This is a genomic window from Nocardioides silvaticus (assembly GCF_003160695.1).
Classification (GTDB): domain Bacteria; phylum Actinomycetota; class Actinomycetes; order Propionibacteriales; family Nocardioidaceae; genus Nocardioides; species Nocardioides silvaticus.
The window spans coordinates 135,510-152,839 of sequence record NZ_QGDD01000009.1 but is presented as its reverse complement, the minus strand read 5'-3'; the positions used below and the strand labels follow the sequence as shown (position 1 = coordinate 152,839).

General features: G+C 72.1%; 18 protein-coding genes and 1 tRNA gene. 5 read left to right on the top strand and 14 right to left on the bottom strand.

Annotation, left to right across the window (positions count from 1 at the left end; genetic code table 11):
• Position 1: 1 nt before the first annotated feature.
• From DJ010_RS18350 to DJ010_RS18330, 5 genes are all read right to left on the bottom strand, one after another.
• Positions 2-808: an ABC transporter permease gene (locus DJ010_RS18350; protein WP_245927687.1), complete on the bottom strand. Its 807-nt coding sequence runs from the start codon at positions 806-808 to the stop codon at positions 2-4.
• On the bottom strand, positions 801-1,967 hold the full coding sequence (locus DJ010_RS18345; protein ID WP_109696442.1) for an ABC transporter ATP-binding protein: 1,167 nt from the start codon (positions 1,965-1,967) through the stop codon (positions 801-803). The genes DJ010_RS18350 and DJ010_RS18345 overlap by 8 nt, the downstream gene beginning before the upstream one ends.
• Positions 1,964-2,617 (bottom strand): ABC transporter permease, encoded by a 654-nt coding sequence (locus DJ010_RS18340; protein ID WP_245927686.1) that lies wholly within the window; start codon positions 2,615-2,617, stop codon positions 1,964-1,966. Before DJ010_RS18340 ends, DJ010_RS18345 begins: the two co-directional genes overlap by 4 nt.
• Positions 2,618-2,717: 100 nt before the next feature.
• The gene (locus tag DJ010_RS18335) at positions 2,718-3,197 is read right to left on the bottom strand and encodes a GNAT family N-acetyltransferase (protein ID WP_109696439.1); all 480 of its coding nucleotides are present in this window, start codon (positions 3,195-3,197) and stop codon (positions 2,718-2,720) included.
• A gap of 4 nt (positions 3,198-3,201) precedes the next feature.
• Positions 3,202-4,602: a cystathionine beta-synthase gene (locus DJ010_RS18330; RefSeq protein WP_109696437.1), complete on the bottom strand. Its 1,401-nt coding sequence runs from the start codon at positions 4,600-4,602 to the stop codon at positions 3,202-3,204.
• Between the two features lie 37 nt (positions 4,603-4,639).
• On the opposite strand from DJ010_RS18330, the gene DJ010_RS18325 reads away from it, so the two are divergent.
• From DJ010_RS18325 to DJ010_RS18305, 5 genes are all read left to right on the top strand, one after another.
• Positions 4,640-5,677, top strand: a complete 1,038-nt coding sequence (locus tag DJ010_RS18325) for an SGNH/GDSL hydrolase family protein (RefSeq protein ID WP_109696435.1) — start codon at positions 4,640-4,642, stop codon at positions 5,675-5,677.
• Between the two features lie 64 nt (positions 5,678-5,741).
• Positions 5,742-6,512, top strand: coding sequence for an ABC transporter ATP-binding protein (locus tag DJ010_RS18320; protein ID WP_109696433.1), 771 nt, complete (start codon positions 5,742-5,744; stop codon positions 6,510-6,512).
• Positions 6,509-7,864, top strand: coding sequence for an ABC transporter permease (locus DJ010_RS18315; RefSeq protein ID WP_109696431.1), 1,356 nt, complete (start codon positions 6,509-6,511; stop codon positions 7,862-7,864). The genes DJ010_RS18320 and DJ010_RS18315 overlap by 4 nt, the downstream gene beginning before the upstream one ends.
• A 14-nt stretch (positions 7,865-7,878) precedes the next feature.
• Entirely contained in the window at positions 7,879-9,114 is a 1,236-nt protein-coding gene (locus tag DJ010_RS18310) for a sensor histidine kinase (RefSeq protein ID WP_109696429.1), read from the top strand.
• 11 nt (positions 9,115-9,125) lie between these two features.
• Positions 9,126-9,773: a LuxR C-terminal-related transcriptional regulator gene (locus tag DJ010_RS18305; RefSeq protein WP_109696630.1), complete on the top strand. Its 648-nt coding sequence runs from the start codon at positions 9,126-9,128 to the stop codon at positions 9,771-9,773.
• Between the two features lie 72 nt (positions 9,774-9,845).
• Here the strand turns inward: DJ010_RS18305 and DJ010_RS18300 are convergent, their stop codons facing one another.
• From DJ010_RS18300 to DJ010_RS18260, 9 genes are all read right to left on the bottom strand, one after another.
• Positions 9,846-10,691, bottom strand: coding sequence for a Bax inhibitor-1/YccA family protein (locus tag DJ010_RS18300; protein WP_109696428.1), 846 nt, complete (start codon positions 10,689-10,691; stop codon positions 9,846-9,848).
• A 91-nt stretch (positions 10,692-10,782) separates the two neighbouring features.
• On the bottom strand, positions 10,783-12,303 hold the full coding sequence (locus tag DJ010_RS18295; RefSeq protein ID WP_109696426.1) for a cellulase family glycosylhydrolase: 1,521 nt from the start codon (positions 12,301-12,303) through the stop codon (positions 10,783-10,785).
• Between the two features lie 32 nt (positions 12,304-12,335).
• Entirely contained in the window at positions 12,336-13,049 is a 714-nt protein-coding gene (locus tag DJ010_RS18290) for an SAM-dependent methyltransferase (protein ID WP_211318867.1), read from the bottom strand.
• A 42-nt stretch (positions 13,050-13,091) separates the two neighbouring features.
• A tRNA-Leu gene (locus DJ010_RS18285) sits at positions 13,092-13,165 on the bottom strand.
• Between the two features lie 39 nt (positions 13,166-13,204).
• Entirely contained in the window at positions 13,205-14,113 is a 909-nt protein-coding gene (locus tag DJ010_RS18280; RefSeq protein WP_109696424.1) for a Ppx/GppA phosphatase family protein, read from the bottom strand.
• The gene (locus DJ010_RS18275) at positions 14,110-14,607 is read right to left on the bottom strand and encodes a DUF501 domain-containing protein (protein WP_109696422.1); all 498 of its coding nucleotides are present in this window, start codon (positions 14,605-14,607) and stop codon (positions 14,110-14,112) included. The genes DJ010_RS18280 and DJ010_RS18275 overlap by 4 nt, the downstream gene beginning before the upstream one ends.
• A gap of 9 nt (positions 14,608-14,616) precedes the next feature.
• Positions 14,617-15,201, bottom strand: a complete 585-nt coding sequence (locus DJ010_RS18270; RefSeq protein WP_245927684.1) for an FtsB family cell division protein — start codon at positions 15,199-15,201, stop codon at positions 14,617-14,619.
• 59 nt (positions 15,202-15,260) lie between these two features.
• Positions 15,261-16,538: a phosphopyruvate hydratase gene (eno, locus tag DJ010_RS18265; protein WP_109696420.1), complete on the bottom strand. Its 1,278-nt coding sequence runs from the start codon at positions 16,536-16,538 to the stop codon at positions 15,261-15,263.
• Between the two features lie 124 nt (positions 16,539-16,662).
• Complete coding sequence (locus tag DJ010_RS18260; RefSeq protein WP_109696418.1) at positions 16,663-17,316, bottom strand: TetR/AcrR family transcriptional regulator; 654 nt, start codon at positions 17,314-17,316, stop codon at positions 16,663-16,665.
• Positions 17,317-17,330: the final 14 nt, after the last annotated feature.

The window sequence follows — 17,330 nt, the reverse complement described above, 5'->3', positions numbered from 1 at the left end:
GTCAGACGCCCCTCGGCCGGGTCAGCTGCTCCAGCACGCGGCCCAACCACTCGAAGACCAGCGCGAGCAGGGCGACGAGCAGCGCACCGGAGATCATCAGTGAGTACTTGAAGAGCGTGATGCCGGTGACGATCATCTCGCCCAGTCCGCCGGCGTTGATGAAGCACGCCAGGGACGCCGTGCCGACGACCAGCACCAGCGAGGTCCGCACGCCGGCCATGATCACCGGCAGCGCCAGCTGGAGCTCGATGCGGAACAGCGTCCCCATCGTGGTCATGCCGACCCCGCGACCGGCTTCGACCAGGGTGGGGTCGACCCCGTCGATGCCGGTGATGGTGTTGCGCAGGACCGGCAGGATCCCGTACAGGCTGAGCGCGACGACCGCGATCCAGAAGCCGCTCAGCCAGTCGTTGAGCCAGAGGAACAGCAGCACGATGAGGCCGACCGACGGCGCCGCCTGCCCGGCGTTCGCGATGCCGACGACCACCGGGGCAGCGGCCCGGAACGCCCTGCGGGTCAGGATGACGCCCAGCGGCACCGCGATGACCACCACGATGACCGCCGTCACCACCGTCAGCTTCATGTGCTGGACGATCAGCGTGCTGACCTCCGACCAACGCAGCTGGTTGGACTCGATGACGTCCAGCTCGGCCGTCTGCCACCACCACACCCACGCGCCGAAGACCACCAGCACGACGACCGGCGGCACCACCAGCATCAGCAGCGCCTCCCGGCCGAGCCGGCGCCCCTCGGTCGGGGCGTCGGTGGTCGGGACGTCGGCCTGAGGTGTCACCGCGGGCTCAGCCACCGGCCTGCTCCTCCATCGCGCGGATCTGCTCGGTGACGGCTGCGAAGTCGACGATGCCGAGGTACTGGCCCCGGTCGCCGGTGACGATGGCCGCGCCGTGGTTGCTCGACAGCATCGTGTCGAGCGCGTCGTTGAGCGTGGACCGCTCGTCGACGTCGTTGAGCTCGAGGTCGGGTACGACGATCGTCTCGCCCTTGAGCTGCCGCACCCAGGGCCAGCCGCGGGGCCGGCCGCGCTCGTCGATCACGACGACCGCGGTGTCGCCGTTGGCCTCGGCCCGCTCCCGCACCTCCGCGGTCGACTCGCCGACCCGCGCGGTGGTGGGCTGCCGGAGCTCCAGGTCGGACACCCGGGCGAGGCTCAGTGCCTTGAGGGAGGAGCCAGCTCCGACGAAGTCGGCGACGAAGTCGTCGGCGGGCGCACCGAGGATGGCCTCCGGGGTGTCGTACTGGGCGATCCGGGCGCCCTCCTTCAGGATCAGGATCCGGTCACCGAGCTTGATCGCCTCGTCGATGTCGTGGGTGACGCAGATGATCGTCTTGCGCAGCTCGCGCTGGATGCTGAGCAGCTCGTCCTGGAGGCGCTGCCGGGTGATCGGGTCGACCGCGCCGAACGGCTCGTCCATCAGGATCACCGGTGGGTCGGCGGCGAGACCGCGGGCGACACCGACCCGCTGCTGCTGGCCGCCCGACAGCTCGCGCGGGTAGCGACCTCGGTAGCGGCCGGGCTCGAGGCCGACCAGGTCGAGGAGGTCGGTCACCCGGGCGGAGATCCGGTCGGCGTCCCACCCGAGCAGCTTGGGGACGATCCCGATGTTCTTCTCCACCGTCATGTGGGGGAACAGGCTGCCGCCCTGGATCACGTAGCCGATGTGGCGTCGCAGCTCGTTCTCGTCCTGCTGGCGGATGTCCTTGCCGTCGATGGTGATCGACCCGGAGGTCGGTTCGATCAGCCGGTTGATCATCTTCAACGACGTCGTCTTCCCGCACCCGGACGGGCCGATGAACATCACGATCTCGCCGGCGGGGACCGTGAGCGAGAGCGACTCGACGGCGGGCGTCTTCTGGCCCGGGTACTTCTTCACGACGTCGGTCAGCACCAGCTCGGCACCGCTGATCTCGCGGTCGGTGCCCTCGGGCGCACCCTCGGTGGTCGTCATGCGCGGATTCCCTTCGAGATCGTCAGGCGTCCCAGGAGCAGCAGGAGCCCGTCGGCCAGCAGCGCGATCAGCACGATGCCGAACGTGCCGACGACGGCGTTGTTGACCGAGTTCGCGCCACCGTCGGTGGCGAGCCCGGTGAAGATGTACTTGCCCATCCCGGGCCCGATGACGTACGCCGCGATCGCGGCCACCCCCATCGACATCTGGGTCGAGATCCGCACTCCCGCCAGGATCACCGGCCACGCGAGCGGCAGCCGGATGCGGGTCAAGGTCCGCAGCTCCGACATCCCCATGCCGCGCGCGGACTCGAGCAGGGTGGCGTCGACCTGGGCGAACCCGACGACGGCGTTGCGGAGGATCGGCATGACGGCGTAGAAGGTCACCGCGATCACTGCGGTCGTCGTGCCCAGTCCCGAGAGCGGGATCAGCAGGCCGATCAGGGCCAGCGAGGGCATCGTCAGGCCGATGGCGGAGACCGCGTTGGCCACAGGCTCCAGCTGCCGCGCCCGGGTGATCAGCGCGGCGACGACGACCGCGATGATGGTCGCCAGCAGCACGCACTGGAGCACGAGACTGGCGTGCTGGTAGGCGTCGAACGCCAAGCTGGCGCGCCGTTCACTGATGAACTCCCACACCTGGGAGGACACCTCCTGAGGACCGGCCGAGAACGCCCCGTCACGTTCCCCATGAAACTGATGCAGGTGACGCGGTCCGCTCCAAACCCAACCACAACCGGTGCGGAGGCGGCTAGCCGTCCGCGTGTCGCGCCAGCACCGCGAGCTGCTCGCCGTCGACCCGATAGGTCGTCCACTGCTTCACGGGCCACGCGCCGAGCGCCTCGTAGAACTCGATGGCCGGGGTGTTCCAGTCGAGCACCACCCACTCGAACCGCGCGTAGCCGCGCTCGACCGCGATCCGGGCGAGGGCCTCGAGGAAACGACGGCCGAACCCGCTCCCCCGGTGCGCCGGGTCGACGAACAGGTCCTCGAGGTGGATGCCGGGGACACCGGTCCAGGTGGAGTAGCTGCGGTACCAGACGGCGACGCCGACCACCTCGCCCTCGACCTCCGCGACCAGCGCGGAGGCCACGGCGTCCTCGCCGAACAGCCATCGCTCGACGAGCTCAGGCGTGTTCGCCACGGCATCCGGCTCGCGCTCGTAGGTCGCGAGCTCCCGGACCAGCCGGACGATGTCCGCGGCGTCGGCCGCGGTCGCTTCCCGGATCATCGGGTCAGCCGATCGCCAGGAAGGTCAGCAGGTCCTGCCGGGTCAGCACGCCCACCGGCTTGCCGTCCTCCTGCACCAGCACGGCGTCGGCGGCCTCGAGCAGCCGGACGGCGTCGGTCGCGTCCTCGGTCGAGCCCACCGTCGGCAGCGGCGGGGACATGTGCTGCTCGACGGAGTCGGTGAGCCGCGCGTGCCCGGTGAAGAGCGCGTCCATCAGCGCCCGGTCCGACACCGAGCCGGCGACCTCGGCCGCCACGATCGGCGGCTCCGCCCGCACGACGGGCATCTGCGAGACGCCGTACTCCTGCAGGATCGCGACCGCCTCCGCGATCGTCTCGTTGGGGTGCGTGTGCACGAGCGCCGGCAGGCCGCCGGTCTTCTGCCGCAGCACCTCGCCGACGGTGCGGGTGGTCGGGGCCTGGCCGGTGCTGAAGCCGTACTGCGCGAGCCAGTCGTCGTTGAAGACCTTGGTCAGGTAGCCGCGTCCCGAGTCCGGCAGCAGTACGACGATGACGGCGTCGTCGCCCTCGGGAGTGCCCGCGATCTCCTTGGCCAGCTGTGCGGCGGCGAACGCCGCCATCCCCGACGACCCGCCGACGAGCATCGCCTCCTCACGGGCCAGCCGCCGCGTGAACGCGAACGAGTCGGCGTCGGAGACCTCGATGACGCGGTCGGCCACCGACCGGTCGTAGGTGTCGGGCCAGAAGTCCTCGCCCACGCCCTCGACCAGGTAGGGCCGGCCGGTGCCGCCGGAGTAGACCGACCCGGCCGGGTCGGCGCCGATCACCTTGATGTCGGGGTTCTGCTCCTTGAGGTAGCGGCCGACGCCGCTGATGGTGCCGCCGGTGCCCATGCCGGTGACGAAGTGCGTGATCCGCCCCTCGGTCTGGCGCCAGATCTCGGGCCCGGTCTCCTCGTAGTGGGAGCGCGGGTTGTGCGGGTTGGAGTACTGGTCGGGCTTCCACGCGCCGGGCTGCGAGGCGAGCCGGTCGGACACGTTGTAGTAGGAGTCGGGGTGCTCGGGGGCCACCGCCGTCGGGCAGACGACCACCTCGGCGCCGTAGGCCTTGAGCACGTTGCGCTTGTCCTCGCTGACCTTGTCGGGGCAGACGAAGACGCACTTGTAGCCCTTCTGCTGCGCCACCATCGCCAGCCCCACCCCGGTGTTGCCGGAGGTCGGCTCGACGATCGTGCCTCCGGGCTGCAGCGCGCCCGACTCCTCGGCCGCCTCGATCATCCGAGCGGCGATGCGGTCCTTCACCGAGCCGCCGGGGTTGAGGTACTCGACCTTGGCCAGGACGAGGGGGCCGCTGCCCTCGCGACCGCCGGCGCCGTCCAGCGAGCGGTCCAGCCGTACGAGGGGTGTGTTGCCGATGAGGTCCAGCAGGGACTCGACGTACTCCATGGCCCCAACCTAACTTCCCGGGCCGATCCGTAGAGTGATGGCTGTGACCAAAGCCGCCGCCGCCAGGAAGCTGGCCTCCGCCGCCCTCTACGGCGGCGGTGGTGTCTCGGCGGTCGGAGCGGGGCTCTACGGCGTGATGGTCGCCGAGGCGAAGCTCGCGCGACGGATCATCGGCGAGGCCAAGGACATGCCGCCGGAGTGCAGTGGCTGGTACGGCCGTGGCCGGCCCGGGCCGGCGATCCGGATCGCGCTGCTCGGCGACTCGAGCGCCGCGGGGTACGGCGTGGACCGGGTCGAGGAGACCCCGGGCGCACTGCTGGCCAGCGGGGTGAGCCGGCACGCGGACCGCCGGGTCTACCTCAAGGGCCTGTGCGTGGTGGGCGCCCGGTCCTCCGACCTCAAGGAGCAGGTCGACCGCGCGCTGCTGATCGAGCCCGACGTCGCCGTGATCCTCATCGGCGGCAACGACGTCGTCGGCACGGTGCTGCCGCGGCAGTCGGTGCGCTACCTCTCCGAGGCGGTCCGTCGGCTCCGCAAGGCCGGCGCGGAGGTCGTCGTCGGCACCTGCCCCGACCTCGGCACCGTGCAGCCGATCGCACCGCCGCTGCGCCAGGTCGCGCGCACCTGGTCGCGCCGGATCGCCGCGGCCCAGACGATCGCGACCCTGGAGGAGGGTGGTCGAACGGTCTCGCTCGGCTCGATCCTCGGCCCCGACTTCGCGGCCGCACCCGCGGTGCTGTTCGGACCCGACCAGTTCCACCCGTCGGCCGAGGGCTACCGCGCGCTCGCCAACGTGCTGCTGCCGTCGGTGCTCGCCGCCCTCGACCAGGCGCCCGACGAGGAGACCGCCCTCGAGTCCTATCGCGGCGAGGGCGTGCTGCCCATCTCGCAGGCGGCCATCCGCGCCGTCAAGCAGCCCGGCACCGAGCTGGACGGCGGCGAGGACGGCGCCAAGCGGGTCGGCGTCCGCGGGCTGCTCGTCGAGCTCCGCCACCGCCGCCGTCGTCCGCAGACCCTCGCCGAGGCCCCGGAGGACCACGAGGTGCTCGAGGACGCCTCGCAAGAGGGGGTCTAGGCCTACCCCGGTCGGAGGTCCAGCACCATCGATAGCGGCGCCGGCGCTTCCTAGCGTCGTCGCCATGCACACCGACACCGCAACCACCACTCCTGCCCTCGCCGTCGTCGGCCTGGGTCACCAGTACGGCGACGGGCCCACCGCGGTCCGCGCGCTCGACCACGTCGACCTCGCCTTCGCGCCGGGCACCTTCACCGCCGTGATGGGCCCGTCGGGCTCCGGCAAGTCGACGTTCCTGACCTGTGCCGGCGCGCTCGAGCGGCCCACTGCGGGCTCCGTGCTCGTCGCCGGCCAGGACGTGACCGAGCTGGACGAGGACGCCCGGACCCGGCTGCGCCGGGAACGCATCGGCTTCGTCTTCCAGTCCTTCCACCTGCTCCCCTACCTCACCGCGGCCCAGAACGTCGCGCTCCCGCTCCGGCTCGCGAGCCGCTGGGGCGGAGGCCGGCACCGCGCCAGCGTGGCTGCCCTGCTCGACACGGTCGGCCTCGCCGGTCGTCACGACCGGCTGCCGTCCGAGCTGTCCGGGGGTCAGCAGCAACGGGTCGCCATCGCCCGAGCCCTGGTCACCTCCCCCGCCGTCGTCCTCGCCGACGAGCCGACCGGGGCGCTCGACTCCCGCACCGCGGGTGAGGTCCTCGCCCTGCTCCGCACCTGCGTCGACGAGCTCGGACAGACCGTGGTGATGGTGACCCACGACCCGGTCGCGGCGGCCTACGCCGACCGGGTGGCCTTCCTCGTCGACGGCCGCGTCGCGGGCTGGATGGACGCGCCCACCGCGGACGCCGTTGCCGGGCAGCTCGCCCACCTCGACGAGCTGGAGGCGGCGTCATGACGTCCCTCGCCTGGGCGTCGCTGCGGCACCGCCCCACCGCGTTCACCGCGACCTTCCTGGCCGTCCTGCTCGGCACCGCGATGATCGGGTCCTTCGCGACCCTGGTCGAGACCGCGTCCGGCCCGGTGTCGACCGCCGACGAGGAGGCGCTCACGATCATGGGCGCCGTCGTGGGCGGCTGGGGATCGGCCATCGTGCTGTTCTCGGTCGCCTCGACGCTGGCCGTCACCGTGCGGCAGCGGGTCACGGAGGTCGGGCTGCTGCGCGCCATCGGCGCCAGTCCGCGACAGGCCGGTCGGCTGATCCGCGCCGAGGCCCTGGTCGTCACGGTGGCTGCGGCCCTCGGCGGAGCACTGGTCGCCTCGGTCACCGGCCGGGCGCTGCTGGCGATGCTGCGGAGCGGCGACATCGTCGCCGACGACGTGGCGTACGGCGGCGGAGCGGCCTCCCTCGGCGCGGCCGCGGCCCTCGTGGTCCTGACCGCGACGCTGGCCGCCGCGGTCACGGCGCGACGCGCGACCCGAGGGTCGGTCACCGTGGTGCTGCGCGAGTCCGACGCCGACAGCGGCCGGATGCGCTGGTGGCGGATCGCCGGCGGCGTGGGGCTGATCGGCTACGGCGTGGCGATGGCGGTCATCACGGTCACCGTGACCGCAGACTCCGACGACCCCTACGCGGCCATGCAGACCGCCGGTTCCAGCTCGATCCTGGTCGGCGTGGGTCTCGCCCTCTTCGCCCCGGTGCTGCTCCGAGTGACGGCGTTGCCGGCCCGGTCCGCCCTGGGCCGGACGGCGACCGGCCACCTCGCGTCGTACAACGTCACGCGGCGCTCGCACCTGCTGGCCGGCGTGCTCGCGCCCGTCATCGTGCTCACGTCGTCGACGATCGGCACGCTGATGCTCGTCGCGATCGACGGGCGGACGCTCGACGAGGGCCTCGCCGGCGCCGAGGACGCCGACATCATCACGCTCCTCAACAACGTGGTGGTCGGGATGATCGCCCTGTTCGCGGCGATCATGGTCGTCAACGCGTTCGCGGCGGTGATCAGCCACCGGCGGGCCGAGCTGCGCCGGCTGTGGCTGGTCGGCGCCACCCCGGCCGAGGTCGAGGGCTCGGTCCTGGCCGAGGCGGGGATCGTGGCCGCGGTCGGCGTCCTGTTCGGCTCGTTGGCATCGCTGACGACCGTCGTGCCGTTCGCGCTCGCTCGCGACGAGGGCCTGGTTCCGGACGGCCAGCTCTGGCTGCCGCCGCTCCTCGTCGCCGGTGTCGTCGCGCTCACGCTGGCAGCCGCACGCGGCGCCGTGCGTCCGGCGCTGCGTCGCGCGGTCCCGGCGGGAGCGTCGGGGCGGTGACAGACTCGGCGGTCATGAGCAGCCTGCTCGCCCCGATCCCGACGCTCGGCCCGACGCCGGTCGACCGCGCGACCGCGGTCGGCCGCCTCCGGCTGACGCTCGTCGGGACCGGGCAGGCGCTGCTCGGCCTGCCGGTCGGGCTCGCGATCGGCATCCTGTGGCTGCTCGCGGTGCCGCTCACCCTGGCCGTCGTCGGCCTGCTGCTGGCCCTCCTCGTCGTGCCGACCGGCCGGGCGCTCGCCGACGTGCACCGCAGGTTCGCCGGCTCCCTCCTCGACGACGACGTCGAGAGCGGCTACCTGCCGGACGACGGCCGGAGCGTGCTCGGGCGCCCGCTGCTCTGGGTCCGCGACCCCGCCCGGTGGCGCGACTTCGCCCACCTGTGGTTCTCGGCCACCGGCGGCTTCGTGCTGTCCGGTCTGCCCACCTTGCTGCTGGTGGCGCCGGTCGTGCACGTGGTGGGGCTGCTCGTCGACCCCGGGACCGTCTGGCTGCTGCTGGTGTTCCTCGACGGGCCGATGCTGCTGACCTGGTGGCTGGTGACCCCGCACCTGCTGCGCGGTCGCGCGCACGCCGACCGCACGATCCTCGGCCACTCCCGGCTCGCCCACCTCGAGCAGCGGGTCGTCACGGTCGAGGAGACACGCGCGGAGTCGCTCGACCACCAGGCCGCCGAGATCCGCCGGATCGAGCGCGACCTCCACGACGGCGCGCAGGCGCGGATCGCCGCGGTCGGCATGAACGTCGGCCTGGCGGAGAAGCTCATCGGCCAGGACCCCGACGCGGCGGCCGCGCTGCTCCGGGAGGCGCGGGAGACGACGCTGTCGGCGCTGGAGGACCTACGCTCCGTCGTCCGCGGGATCCATCCGCCGGCACTGGCCGACCGCGGCCTGGTCGGTGCGGTGGAGGCGCTGGCGCTGCCGATCCCGATCCCGGTCACGGTGTCGATGTCCCTGCCGGCGGTGCCGCCTCCGGTCGAGTCGGCCGCGTACTTCGCGGTCGCCGAGTGCCTCGCCAACGTCGTCAAGCACGCCGACGCGACGCGCGCGTGGGTCACCGCCCGCCACGACGGGGAGCGGCTGCTGCTCGCCGTCGGCGACGACGGCCGTGGCGGCGCGGCGGCGGTCGACGGAGGCGGGCTGGCCGGGGTCGCGCGCCGGCTCGCGGCCTTCGACGGCACCATGGCGGTGGCGAGCCCCGACGGTGGACCGACCGTGGTCCGGATGGAGGTGCCGTGCCCGACGGCGTGACGACCGCGCGGCTGCGCGCGGTGCTCGCGGAGGACCAGGCGTTGCTGCGGGCCGGCCTCACCCGGATCCTCGAAGCCGGGGGCGTCGAGGTGGTCGAGGCGGTCGACAACGCACCGGGCCTGGCCCGAGCGCTCGGACGCGACGACATCGACGTCGCGGTGGTCGACGTACGGCTGCCGCCCACGTTCACGACCGAGGGCCTCGAGGCGGCCGTCGCCGCCCGCGCCGACCGCCCCGGCCTGCCGGTCCTCGTGCTCAGCCAGTTCGTGGAGGCGCTGTACGCCCGTGACCTGCTCGCCAGCGGCGAGGGCGCGGTCGGCTACCTGCTCAAGGACCGGGTGGCCGACGTCGACGCCTTCCTCGAGGCCGTGGCACGGGTGGCCGGCGGCGGCACCGTGCTGGACCCCGAGGTCGTCGCCGCGCTGGTCAGCGGCGCCGCCCGGCCGCGCCCGCTGGCCCGGCTCACCGGCCGCGAGCAGGAGGTGCTCGCGCTGATGGCCGAAGGCCGCTCCAACGCAGCGATCGCGGCCCGGCTGTTCATCACCGAGAAGGCCGTCGGCAAGCACACGAACAGCATCTTCACGAAGCTCGACCTTCCCGTCGCGCCCGACGACAACCGGCGCGTGCTCGCGGTGCTGGCCTGGCTCGACGGCTCGTAAATGCGACGCACCGGGGATTTTCGTCGTTCCCGGTGCGAAACCGCGACGAAAATCCCCGGTGCGTCAGTCGTGTCAGTCCTGCTGGAGGATCGCCAGGATCCGGAGCAGGTTGGTGTAGATCCAGACCAGGCTCACCGTCAGCGCGAACGACGCGCGCCACGACTCACGTGCCGGTAGGCCGTTGCGGACGCCCTGCTCGATGAAGTCGAAGTCGAGGATCAGCATGAAGATGCCGAGGACCAGGCCGACGACGGAGAACAGCAGGCCGATACCGCCGAAGCCGAACAGACCGAGCTGGCTACCGAAGAGGCCGAGCACGAGCTCCATCATGCTCAGGGCGATCATCCCGAACATCGCGGCGATGACGAAGGTGCGGAACTTCTGGCCGACCTTGATCTCGAAGAACTTGTACGCCGCCAGCGTGCCGGCGAACGCGGCGAACGTGCCGAGGACAGCCTGGACGACGATGCCGCCGTAGTCCTCGCTCGGGAACATCGCGTCGTAGAACTTGCTCAGTGCGCCCAGCGCCACACCCTCGAGGGCGGCGAACGCGAGCACCAGCGGCGGGCTGACCACGCGCTTGAAGGAGTTGACCATCGAGAGCACGAAGGCACCCAACGAACCGATGACCAGTGCGGCCGTCAGGGTCCCGACGGCAGCGTCACTCTCGATCGCGGGCGTCAGGACCCAGGTCGCGAAGGCCGCCACCAGGACGACCCCGAGGGTCATCGCGGTCGACTGGACGACGGTGTCGATCGTCATCCGGTCGGTGGTCGGCGGGGCGGTGGGCGGGGCGTAGCCCGGCTCGCCGCCGTAGCCCTGCGGCGACGGTGCGTAGCCCGGGTACGACGTCTGGCCGTACGGCGAGGAGCTGTTGAACTCCTCCGACCGACGGAACACGGGGTTGTTGCTCTGCATGGTCTCCTCCGAAGGGATTCCTGGTTGGTGACGGCCAGTCTAGGCAGTCACATACCCAGGGAACGCGCAGAGAGCCCCGTACGTTCCCGGTTCACTGCGCCGAGATGGTGACGGTCACCGCACCGACACCGGTCGGCCGGACGTCCAGCGCGCCGTCCGGGCGCTCCTCCGCCGTGCCGCCGGTGACCTGGACCGCGTAGCCGTCCGGGTAGTGCAGCGGGGAGACGAAGATCTCGGTCGGCTCGGTGATGGTCCGGTCCGGTCGGTAGCGGAAGCGGAACGCCCCGGTGCGGACGTCGAACGACAGCGCCGTCGGCACACCGGCCACCGCCTGCGGGTAGGTGCGGACCAGCCGGCGGATCTTCTCGGTCTTCACCGTCGAGAGGTCGGCGTCGTCGGCGAACATGCCTTGCGCGTCGTCGGCGGTCGTCGGGTCGTCCCAGCGCTTGTAGGCCCAGTGCAGCCAGCCCATCAGGTGCTCGTCGGCGACGGCGGCGTCGATCTCGACGGCACGCACGTTGTCGGTGGCGCCCCACTCGCTCATCAGCGGCACCGCCCTCATCGTCGCGGCCTGCTTGAGCGCGTGCTGGTTGCGGTTGCGGGCGAACGCCCAGCAGTTCTCGACGTTGCCGCCGGGGATGCCCTGCGACTCCAGGAAGACGTCCTGGCAGTAGTTGTGCCAGGACAGGCCGAGCCCGGTCTCCCCGGCCATCGGCTCGAGGTAGGTCGGGATCTTCTGGCCGCCGGAGAACTGCTGCGGCTCCCACCACACGACGTTCTCGCCGTCGATCGCGCGGATGGCACGGGTCGCCTTCTCGTACGCCGGCTGCAGCTCCTTCGTGTACGACGCCTTGCAGCCCGCGCGCAGGCACGCCGCCCACTCCAGCCCCATCCACGGCTCGTTGATGAGGTCGTAGCCCATCAGGTAGGGCTGGTCCCGCCACCACTGCGCGGCGACCTCCCAGGCCTCGACCCACCCGTCGAGCAGGCCGTGCTTGTTGGCCCAGAACCGGTCGAACACCAGCGACGTCTCGGGCGTCCAGTAGCCCAGCGGGAACGGCAGGTTGACCGGCGGGAGGAGGTTGAACGGCGCAGGCCGGATCATCGCCCAGTCCGGCACGCCCTCCCCGCCGTACGTCTCGTGCCACATGTCCTGGTGCGCGTCGAGCTGCATCCAGATGCCGCGCTCGGCCATCAGGTCCATCACCCGCTGCCACCGGTCGCGATAGGTCGGGTCGCCGACCCCGGGGCTCTCGGGCGTGATCCCGGCCCAGAGGGTGCCGAGCCGGACGCCGTTGAACCCGTGCTCCGCCAGCCAGTCCGCGTCGGCCTCGGTGAACCCGGCCGCCGTGTCCGGTGGTGCGTACGGCGCCCGCTTCCACACCAGGTTGAAGCCGTGCACGATCACCACCCGGCCGTGCTGGTCGACCAGCCAGCGACCCTTCCGCCGCAGCTGGGGTGCGTCGGCGTCGGCGGCACGGAGCGCCGTGCGGTCCAGCGCCGGTCGTTGCTCGTGGTCCGGACTCGCACCGGCACCGGGGACGCTGCCGATCCCGACGAAGGTCAGCGCGGCAGCGACCAGAGCGATAGAACACGTTCTACGGCGGCTCACGCCCTCTCAACGACGGGGGCGGCCGAAGGTGACTAGGAGCGGCGGCGGAGCCGCACGACGGTGTCCCGCACCTGCATCGGCCCGTCCTCCATCTGCTGCTCCCGGACGGGGTCGTCGGCGACCTCGACCTCCCACTCGTCGGACGAGCCGCCGGCCACACCGAGCGCGGCGAGCAGCTGCTCGGGCGGGAACATCAGGCCCGGACCGTGAGACTGACGGGCGCCGGACTCGACGTCGTCGGGGTGGTGGGCGACCACGAGCAACCGCCCGCCGGGCGCGACCGCAGCGGCGATCCGTCGGTAGACGTCGTCGAAGTCCTCGCGCGGCACGTGCATGAAGTGGGCCGACACCAGGTCGAACCCCTTGCTCCGGCGGGGCTTGCGCGGCGGGTGGGAGCCGAGCACGTCGTACTCCCCGACCTTGACGCGGTCGTCGACCCCGCGCTCGATGGCGTGCCGGGCCGTGCGGTCCAGCGCCACCAGCGACACGTCCAGGGCAGTGACGTCCCAGCCCTGCTCCGCCAGCCAGATCGCGTCCGCGCCCTCGCCGCACCCGATGTCGCAGGCGCTGCCCGGCGTGAGGTCGGCGGTCTGCTCGACGAGGCGCTGGTTGGGCCGGCCGCTCCACACCCGCTCGCTGCCGGAGTACCGTTCGTCCCAGAACTCCCGGGTGAGCGCCTCCCGCATCTCCTCGAGCGTCAGGTCGTCATGGTGGCGATGGTGGCGATGGTGGTGGGACGGCGTCATGACCACCACTCTGCCGCTTCATGTCGACCTGAAGGCAAGCGGTGCCCCCGCTGGGACTCGAACCCAGACTGCGGCGCTTTTAAGGCGCCTTCCTCTGCCGGTTGGGATACGGGGGCGTACGGTCGCCATCCTCCCAGCCGTCGGACGGGATCGTGCTAGGCCTCCAGCAGCGACCAGGCGATGCCGTCGAGGATGTCGGTCTCCGCCACGGTGATCGCCGGCACCGTCGTACGCCGCAGCACGCGGGACAGGATCAGCGCACCGGCGTCGATGACGTCGGCCCGGCCGGGGTGCACGTAGCCCAGCGCCAGGCGTTCCTCGCGGGTGGCGTCGACGAGCGTCTGCACGGTGCGGTCGACCGCGTCGACCTCGAGCACCTGCCCGTGGATCAGGTCACGGTCGTACGCCGGCAGGCCGAGCGTCCCGGCCGCGACGGTGGTGATCGTGCCGGCGACGCCGATGACGGCGGCCGCCTCGGCCGGGTCGACCGGGCAGTCGTCCAGCGCGGCGTCGATCGCGGCGACGCAGGCCGCGACCTGTTCCGCGGTCGGGGGGTCACCGCCCAGCTCCCGCTCGTGCAGCCGGACCGACCCGATGTCCATCGAGCACGCCGCCTCCGGTCCACCCGCGCGGGTGCCGAGGATCAGCTCCGTGGAGCCGCCGCCGATGTCGATGACGAGGAGCGGCTCGGGACCGGAGCCACCGGTGCCGCGGACCGCGCCGGCGAACGCCAGCCGCGCCTCCTCCTCGCCCGACAGCACCTCCGGGTCGATGCCGAGCCGCTCCCGGACGCCCGCGGTGAACTCCGCGGAGTTCTCGGCGTCGCGGGTCGCCGACGTCGCGCAGAACCGGATCCGCTCGGCGCCGTGCTCGGCGACGAGCGCGGCGTACTCGTCGATCGCCCCGAACGCGCGCTCCAGCGCTTCGGGAGCGAGCCGGCCGGTGGCGTCGACCCCCTGGCCGAGCCGCACCATCCGGCTCTCCCGCACAGCCACGTCCGGGAGGTCGCCGACGAGCAGCTTGATGGTGTTGGTGCCGCAGTCGATCGCGGCGACGGTGGTCACTCGGTCGGCTCCACGCAGGGTCCCGGGGCCCACCACTCGCCGAGCGCCTCCAGCACCTCGTCGCCGAACGGGTTCACGCCCGGACCGGCGACCAGCGCGTGGGCGGCGAGCACGTGGAGGCACTTGACCCGCTCCGGCATGCCGCCGGCCGAGATCCCTTCGATCTCGGGGACGTCGAGGCCGGCCGCCTCCCCCACCGCGGCACGGTCGGCGAGGTAGCTCTCGTGCGCGCGCCGATAGGCCTCGGCCAGGTCGGGGTCGGTGCCGAGCCGGTCCTGCATCTCCTTCATCAGGCCCGAGGCCTCGAGGGTGCCGATGCGGGAGTTCACCCGCGGACAGGTCAGGTAGTACGTCGTCGGGAACGGCGTGCCGTTGGGGAGCCGAGGCTCGGTGATGACGACGTCGGGATTGCCGCAGGGGCAGCGGTGGCCGATCGCGTGGATGCCGCGGGGCGGCCGGCCGAGCTGCGCTGCGACGACGTCCTCGTCACTCATCCGCGCCGCTCACTCGTCCTCGGACCCGACGATCCGCTTGGGCGGCTGCGGCTGGATCTTCGTCGGCGGGTGGCCGGCGACCTTGACCGACGACCAGACGCCGTCGTACCACGCCGGTCCCTCGGCGTCGTCGGCCGCCGACCGGTCGTCGAGCTCGGACTCGGTCAGCGGGTCGCCGTTGGCGTCGACGACGACGTACGGCGTCTCGCCCGGCATCACGTAGCCGCGCTTCCTTGCCTCCTGCATGACGAACGCCGGGTCCTCCCAGCGGTCCTTCTCGCGCTCGAGGTCGCTGATGGAGGCCTCCCGCTCGGCGATCTGCTCCTCCAGCGCCTCGATCTGGTTGCGCTGCTCGAGGTAGGCGCGCAGCGAGGAGGCGTAGGAGACCGCCAGCACGGCGAGCACCAGCACCAGGATCGCGGCACGCCCGGTCAGCCGGGACCGTCGCCGCTCCTCGGCCCGGACCCGGGCCACGGTCGCGACCCGGTCCCGCTCGGCGCGCTTGCGCTGCGGTCGGCCGCCCGAGCCCGGGCTGGACCGGCGCGGCTGGCCGGGTCCACGGGAGGTACGACGGTCGCCGGGTGCGGCAGGCACGCGTCCCTCCTTCGGTGTCTCTCGGTCTCCTAGCGCTGACGGTTCCTAGTCAACCCGAATCAGGCCTGATAACGCGGGAACGCGCCCGCACCGGCGTAGCGCGCCGCGTCACCGAGCTCGTCCTCGATGCGGAGCAGCTGGTTGTACTTCGCCACCCGCTCCGACCGGGCGGGGGCGCCGGTCTTGATCTGGCCGCAGTTCGTCGCGACGGCGAGGTCGGCGATCGTGGTGTCCTCGGTCTCGCCCGAGCGGTGGCTCATCATGCAGCGGAAGCCGCTGCGGTGCGCGAGGTCGACGGAGTCGAGGGTCTCGGTCAGGGAGCCGATCTGGTTGACCTTCACCAGCAGCGCGTTGGCCTGGCCGCCGGAGATGCCGCGCTGCAGCCGCTCGACGTTGGTGACGAACAGGTCGTCGCCGACCAGCTGGGTCTTGGCGCCGAGCGCGTCGGTGATGGCCTTCCAACCGTCCCAGTCGTCCTCGTTGAGCGGGTCCTCGATGCTGACGATCGGGTAGGCCGCGACCAGCTCGCTGTAGTAGGCGATCATCTCGTCGGCCGACTTCTTGGTGCCCTCGAAGGTGTAGGAGCCGTCCTCGTAGAACTCCGACGCCGCGACGTCGAGCGCGAGCACGATGTCCTCCCCGAGCCGGTAGCCGGCCTTGCCGACCGCCTCGGCGATCAGGTCGAGCGCGGCGCGGTTGGACTCCAGGTCCGGGGCGAAGCCGCCCTCGTCGCCCACCCCGGTCGCCAGTCCGCGGCTCTTCAGCACCGACTTGAGCGCGTGGTAGACCTCCGCGCCCATGCGAAGCGCGTCGCGGAAGGTCGCCGCGCCGATCGGCGCGATCATGAACTCCTGGATGTCGACGTTGGTGTCCGCGTGCGCGCCGCCGTTGAGGATGTTCATCATCGGCACCGGCAGCAGGTGGGCGTTCGGGCCGCCGACGTAGCGGTAGAGCGGGAGGTCCGCGGAGTCGGCAGCCGCGCGGGCCACCGCGAGTGACACCCCGAGGATCGCGTTGGCGCCGACCTTCGCCTTGTTGGGCGTGGCGTCCGCGTCGATCATGGTCTGGTCGACGAGCCGCTGGTCGGCGGCGTCCAGGCCCTCGATCGCGGGGCCCAGGGTGTTGATCACGGCGCTGACGGCGTTCTGCACACCCTTGCCGAGGTAGCGGTCGCCGCCGTCGCGCAGCTCCACGGCCTCGAACGCACCGGTGGAGGCGCCGCTGGGCACGGCCGCCCGGGCGAAGGACCCGTCGTCGAGGAGCACCTCGACCTCGACGGTGGGGTTGCCGCGCGAGTCGAGGATCTCGCGGGCTCCGACGGCTTCGATCGCTGCCACGTGCTTGCTCCTGGGTAGTCCGAGTGACGGGATTCGGTACGACGGCTGAGCCTAGTCCTGCCCGGGCCGGCCCTGGTCGACAGCCACGGGGCGGGCACGTCCCACGCAAGTCACCGACCCCGACTCACCGGCCCCGCAGCCCGACCCGATCAGCCCCGAACACGGCGGCGAAGAGCCGGGAGGACCGGGCGGTCATCGACGCGGGCGTCTCGTCGGGGTGGTCGACCCACCAGGTGACGAGCGAGTCGAAGACGTTCGACCAAACGTGGGTCATGGCGTCGATGTCGACGGGGTCGTCGTCGCCTGCCAGGTGCATGAGCTCCCCGACCCCGTCGCGGGCGAGGGCTGCCACCCGATCCTGGTAGACGTCGATGATCGCGGCCACCTCGCTGGTGCGGGCGAGGGTCGGGTCGTTGAGGAGGCGCCAGATCCAGGGCTGCGGTTCGAGCACCCGGAACACCCCGTCCAGGGTCACCAGGGCGCGGGCGATGCCGACCTCGCCGAGCGCCGCCGTACGCTCCATCTCCTCGGCCAGCACCTGGCCGCCGCGCCGCAGGCAGGCGACGAGCAGGCCTTCCTTCGAGCCGAAGTAGTTGTAGATGAGCGGCTTGGAGATGCCAGCCCGCTCGGCGATCTCGCTCACCGAGGCGAGCGCGAAGCCGCGCTCGGCGAAGACCTGTCCGGCCACCTCGACGATCTGCTCCTCGCGATCGGCGCGGGCGACCCCCTTCGTGCCGGAACGGCGCGCGGAGCCGGCGCTGGCGGTGGAGGATGGCACGGGACCGACCCTAC